The sequence below is a fragment of the Serratia montpellierensis genome (assembly GCF_020858655.1).
Classification (GTDB): Bacteria; Pseudomonadota; Gammaproteobacteria; order Enterobacterales; family Enterobacteriaceae; genus Serratia; species Serratia montpellierensis.
This window is the reverse complement of sequence record NZ_VOSN01000004.1, coordinates 33,501-35,374: the sequence shown is the minus strand read 5'-3', so window position 1 is coordinate 35,374 and position 1,874 is coordinate 33,501. Positions and strand designations below refer to the sequence as shown.

The following is a 1,874-nucleotide window of genomic DNA, read 5'->3' as shown; positions in this document are numbered from 1 at the left end:
GTTCGGGCCCACTTCCACCGCGTAGCGCGAGCCCGGCTCGAAGCTGACGTTGCCCGCCACGTTCAGGGTGCCGATCGAGTTGCCCGGCGCCACGGTGCCGCCATCACGGGCGGTCAGCGAACCGACCGTGCCGCTGCCGCCGACAATACCGCCGCTCTGCACGCTGACGGCCGAGGTGACCGAACCGTTGACAGCCAGCCGCCCCTGATTGACCAGCGTCGGGCCGGCATAGGTGTTGTTACCGGTCAGCACCAGGGTGCCGATGCCCTGCTTGGTCAGGCCGCCGTGGCCGGAGATGTCGTTGCTCCAGAAGTCCAGGCCGCAAAGATCGCTGCTGCAGACGCGCTCGGTCGGTTTACCCTGGTCCAGCACCGCGCCGACGCCCGGCAGATCGACCACGAACTGGGTCGGACCATAAGCCACGCCCGTCGGATCCGGGATGCGGAACTCCGCAGGAATATCTTCGACGGTATAGAACATGCCCGGGCCGTTGATAGCCTTGCCCAGGTTGATCATCCCCCAACCGTAGAGCGCGTCGATGCCCGGCGCACCCATGTCGGTGGCGGTGGTTTTCAGCACGTCGGCAATCTGCGCCGAGCTCATGTACGGGAAGCGCTGCAGCAACACCGCCACCGCGCCGGTCACGTGCGGCGTCGCCATCGAGGTGCCGTTTTTATTGCCGTAGTCCGACACCAGGTTGGCCGGATCGGAACCGTTGGCCACGGTGCTGTAGATTTTGCTGCCCGGCGACGAGACGCAGAAACTGGCGGTATAGCCGCAGCGGGAAGAGAAGCTGCTGATGGTATAAGGCACGCTGTTGGTCGATGCCGCATCCTGCGCCACGCTGGCGACCGACAGCCAGTTCGGCGCGATGTCCGGCACGAAGTAGGCCAGCCCGCTGATCACATCCGGCTGGTTGTAGTTGCCGTCGTTGCCGGCGGCGAACAGCACCAGAATGTTTTTGCGCGCCGCATCGATCGCGCCCTGATAGCCTGCGCCGGCCAGGCTGCCGAGCAGCGGTTTGACCTGATCGAATTGTTCCTGCGCATCCTTCAGCTCAAAGTGCAGCGCGTTAGGATCGCGGCCGCCGTCGGACAGGAAATCGGGAATACTGACGCCCCAGCTGTTGTTGATCACCCGCGCACCGCTGTTGATCATCGCCTGCCAGCCGGCATTGGTGACGGCGCCGTCCAGGCCGAGGAATTCGCCGTAGGCCGGGCCGTCGTTATCGTTATCGACGCTGATCACCTGCGAATCGAAGGCCACGCCGTGCATGCCGATGCCGTCGCGGTTCGCCGCGCTGATCCCCGCGACGTGCACCCCATGATTGCTCAATGTCGCCCCGCTATAGAAATGGAAGGTGCCGTCAAAGTAAAAGCGATCGCCGGCGTTAATGCCCGGCCGATGCGGATCGGTGTAGGCGCGGTAGCCTTCGGTGACCACGTTGATCAGTTTGCCGTCGCCGGCGAACTCGGGATGGTGGTTGACCGGGGTGTCGAAAATGCCCACCTTCTGCCCTTTGCCGGTATAGCCGGCGGCGTAGGCCTCATCGGCGTGGATCGCCCCCAGCCCCCAGTTGGCGTTGAATTCGGCGCTGCGCCAGCTGGCCGGATCGCCGGGTTGGCCGTTCACCTCGTGCGGCGCCGCCTGTGCATACCCCGCCAGCGCCATGCAGCAGACCAGCGCGTTCAGCCGCCACGGCGAGCGGCGAGCGTTTCCTTTGCTATCAAAACCCATTGTTGTTGTCATTTCCTTACCTTTTGCTTGTTATTGGCCGACGCCCCAGGTGCGCCGGGTTCTCATTAGCAGGATGTGAAAAAGGAACCGCCCGCAGACGGTTCCCGTACAAGGATTGAGTCAATGTTGCTTAGAAA

General features: G+C 63.8%; 1 protein-coding gene. It reads right to left on the bottom strand.

Going from position 1 to position 1,874, the window contains the following annotated elements:
• Positions 1-1,749: S8 family serine peptidase (locus FUU19_RS04325; RefSeq protein ID WP_230507079.1), on the bottom strand; the 1,749-nt coding region annotated here is incomplete at its 3' end.
• Positions 1,750-1,874 lie beyond the last annotated feature (125 nt).